The following is a 2,855-nucleotide window of genomic DNA, read 5'->3' as shown; positions in this document are numbered from 1 at the left end:
AAGGACGAAGCTCTCCAAAGCCGTCCAGTCGGTATCGGTCTCGTCTTCGCTGTGCGTGGTGGTGCCGACGCGCCAGAGATAGCGGCCGGGAAGCAGGTCGCTCAGCACGATCGACGAACCGGAAAGCCCGGCCTCGTCGACGAGCCAGTTCGGGCTGTCCTCGCGGCGTAGCTGGAAGCGATAGCGACGCACTCCCTCGCCGGTGCCGATCCAGCGGAACACATAGCCGGCCTCGCTCGAGACCGCGGCCTGGGTCGCGGTGGCCAATCGCCGGCGGAAGGCGAAGGTGCCGGGCACGCCTTCCAGCCCGGATGCGGCGATCGCGGTGAAGCGCGCGAAATAGCGGCCATTGTCCAGTTCTGCCAGCGTGAAAGCCGGAGAACTGGCCAGCACATCCTCGACGATATCGACAAAACCGCTGTCGCGCGCGATCTGCAGCCGATAGGCCTGCGCGCCGGGTACGTCCTGCACGGCAAAGGCCGGTTGCGGTGCCCGCTGGACCCCCGCATTGCCGATCAGCTGCGGCGCGGGGAGCAGCGGCTCGACCGCGATCCGGCCACCCTGGCCGATCACCGCCCCGAATTCAGGCGCAAGCTGAGTTTCGGCACTGTTGCCCGCGGTCAGCGCGATGCCGCCCTCGATCAGCTCTGACCGCGCGGTGGCGCTTTCGGCGGCATAATGGGTGCGGAAATCGGTACCGCGCACCGCAGAGACCGCGATGGGGTTGCGCAAGCGGAAGCGGTCGTCGCGGTTGCGGAACGGGGTGACACGGCTGCGCACCGATCCGGTTTCCAGCATCAGATCGTAATCGATGCTGTCGGTAATCAGCAGCTTGCGCAGCCGCCCGATCTTCAGCGCGCTGTTCGAGGGCAGCGTGATCACCGAGCCGTCGGTCAGCGAAAGCGAGAGCGACGAGGCGGGGCCCGTGGTCACGCGTGCGCCTTCGCCCAGCACCTGGCCCAAGGCGACGCTGCGCGCCGGGCCGCTGGTTGCCGTGGCGAGCGCCTCGCCCGGCCCGGCCAGACCAGCTGCAACGCTGCCGACGAGCGGCATCAGCAGCATCAGCCAGCACGTCGGCGCAGCACGCAGGGTCATCCGGTTGCTTCGAGGTCCTTGGATGGATCGATCGTTTCCAGCCGATAGCCATAACCGAAAACGGTGAAGATGCGAAAACCGTTTTCCGGCTTGAGGCAGAGCTTGGACCGCACGCGCGAGATGTGCATGTCCAGCGTGCGCGTGGCGAGATCCGCGCTGGTCCGCCAGATCGTCTCCATGATGTACGCGCGCGACAGCGTGCGGTCGCGATTGCGGAACAACAGGTCGGCGAGCTCGAACTCCTTGGCGGTGAGCACGATGTCGCTGCCGCCATGGCGGATGGTCTGCGCCATGCGGTCGAGACGATAGCCGCCGAACTCGGCGATCTTCTCCATCGTCGCGCCGCCATGCGTTCGCCGCAGAACCGCTGTGATGCGCGCCGCGATCACGCTTTCTTCCTCGGGCTTGCAGATATAATCGTCCGCGCCTGCGTTGAGCGCGTCGGTGACGTCGCGCTTGGCGGTGCGCGCGGTCAGCATGATCACCGGCGGCGGGTTCTCGAGCGTTGACTGCATCCATTCGACGATCTGCAGACCGGACTTGCCAGGCATGTTCCAGTCGAGCATGACGAGGTCGAACGTGTCCCTCAGCAGGGCCGCCGACAACCTCTCCCCATCGCCAAATCTGGCGCAGATATGTCCCATGCCGATGACAACGTTTTCAAGAAATGCCAGACTGGCTGCGTCATCATCCGCGATTGCGATGCGCATCAAATTCCCCCGACATGCGCCCCGATTGGATTTAACTCTTGTTAAGCATGCAAATGCCTGTTTTCGGCGGAATTGGCGAGTCCCACGTATACGTTTTTACATAGCTTTACAGCTGAACGGTCAGCAAATGGCAGATTTCCGCGACTTTGCGCAGTCTAGCCTGCGGCAGAATTGACGACTTGAGGACAAGATGAACCCGACAAAAACCGATATAGGATATATCTACTCCACTTTTGGCGTCTCCATTCCGGAAGGTAATCGGGAGATCTTCAGCCCCGTCGACGGCATGACCATCGGTGGATTTACACCCTCCACGGCCGATCAGGTGAAGCTTGTCGCAGAGAGGGCGCACGCCGCCTTTGCGAATTGGCGGACGGTACCGGCACCGCGCCGCGGAGAACTGGTGCGCCGCTTCGGCGAGGCGCTGCGTGCCCGCAAGACCGAGCTTGGACTGCTGGTCACGCTCGATTGCGGCAAGCCGCTGTCCGAAGGGCTGGGCGAGGTGCAGGAGATGATCGACATCTGCGATTTCGCGGTCGGTCTGTCGCGCCAGCTGCATGGCCTGACCATCGCCAGCGAACGGCCCGGTCACCGGATGAGCGAAACCTGGCACCCGCTGGGGCCGGTCGCGATCATCACGGCGTTCAACTTTCCCGTCGCGGTCTGGGCGTGGAACGCGGCGCTGGCGCTGGTGTGCGGCGACAGCATCGTGTGGAAGCCATCGGAAAAGACGCCGCTGACTGCGATCGCGGTGCAGGCGTTGTTCGACAAGGTGGCGGGCGAGTTCGGCTCCGATGCGCCCGAAGGCCTGTCGCAACTGGTGCTGGGCGATGCCGCGACCGGGGCTGCCTTGGTCGATCATCCCGCCATGGCCTTGATCTCCGCCACCGGCAGCACGGCGATGGGCCGCGTGGTAGGGCAGGCGGCGGCGAAGCGCTTTGCGCGCAGTCTGCTCGAGCTCGGCGGCAACAACGCCACCATCGTCGCGCCGAGTGCGGACATGGAGCTGGCGCTTGCCGGCTCGGCCTTCGGCTTCATGGGGCCGGCCCG

Annotated in this window: 3 protein-coding genes; 1 reads left to right on the top strand and 2 read right to left on the bottom strand. The window is 64.9% G+C overall.

Features of this window, described 5'->3' with window-relative positions:
- The coding region (locus tag DM995_RS08335) for a FecR family protein (RefSeq protein ID WP_116969118.1) at nt 1-1,095 on the bottom strand (1,095 nt) is incomplete at its 3' end.
- Nucleotides 1,092-1,805 carry a response regulator transcription factor gene (locus DM995_RS08330; protein WP_023837980.1) on the bottom strand — a complete coding sequence of 238 codons (714 nt, stop codon included), beginning with the start codon at nt 1,803-1,805 and terminating at the stop codon, nt 1,092-1,094. The genes DM995_RS08330 and DM995_RS08335, both read right to left, overlap by 4 nt.
- Nucleotides 1,806-2,091: 286 nt before the next feature.
- On the opposite strand from DM995_RS08330, the gene DM995_RS22230 reads away from it, so the two are divergent.
- Nucleotides 2,092-2,855 (top strand): aldehyde dehydrogenase family protein (locus DM995_RS22230; protein WP_232824198.1); only part of this gene is annotated, 764 nt, incomplete at its 3' end.

The organism is Blastomonas sp. UPD001 (assembly GCF_003426715.1).
Taxonomy (GTDB): domain Bacteria; phylum Pseudomonadota; class Alphaproteobacteria; order Sphingomonadales; family Sphingomonadaceae; genus Blastomonas.
This window is presented reverse-complemented; position numbering and strand designations above follow the sequence as displayed.